The organism is Streptomyces polygonati (genome assembly GCF_042650325.1).
Classification (GTDB): domain Bacteria; phylum Actinomycetota; class Actinomycetes; order Streptomycetales; family Streptomycetaceae; genus Actinacidiphila; species Actinacidiphila polygonati.
In genome coordinates, this window is the sequence record NZ_JBHSBB010000055.1 from 1 (window position 1) to 602 (window position 602).

Consider the following 602-nt stretch of genomic DNA (forward strand, 5'->3'; position numbering starts at 1 on the left):
AAGGGTGTAGGACGTTGTCCAGGTAAATCCGGATGACATGTGTCTGAGACCTGATGCCGAGCCGATTGTGGTGAAGTGGATGATCCTATGCTGTCGAGAAAAGCCTCTAGCGAGTTTCATGGCGGCCCGTACCCTAAACCGACTCAGGTGGTCAGGTAGAGAATACCGAGGCGTTCGGGTGAACTATGGTTAAGGAACTCGGCAAAATGCCCCCGTAACTTCGGGAGAAGGGGGGCCATGTCTGGTGACCGGATTTTCTCCGTGAGCTGGGTGTGGCCGCAGAGACCAGCGAGAAGCGACTGTTTACTAAAAACACAGGTCCGTGCGAAGCCGTAAGGCGATGTATACGGACTGACGCCTGCCCGGTGCTGGAACGTTAAGGGGACCGGTTAGTCACATTTCGGTGTGGCGAGGCTGAGAACTTAAGCGCCAGTAAACGGCGGTGGTAACTATAACCATCCTAAGGTAGCGAAATTCCTTGTCGGGTAAGTTCCGACCTGCACGAATGGCGTAACGACTTCTCGACTGTCTCAACCATAGGCCCGGTGAAATTGCATTACGAGTAAAGATGCTCGTTTCGCGCAGCAGGACGGAAAGACCCC

The 602-nt window shown here is 54.2% G+C and carries 1 rRNA gene; it reads left to right on the forward strand.

Going from position 1 to position 602, the window contains the following annotated elements:
• Window positions 1-602: ribosomal RNA gene (locus ACFO3J_RS35880) — 23S ribosomal RNA — on the forward strand; the annotation flags it as partial.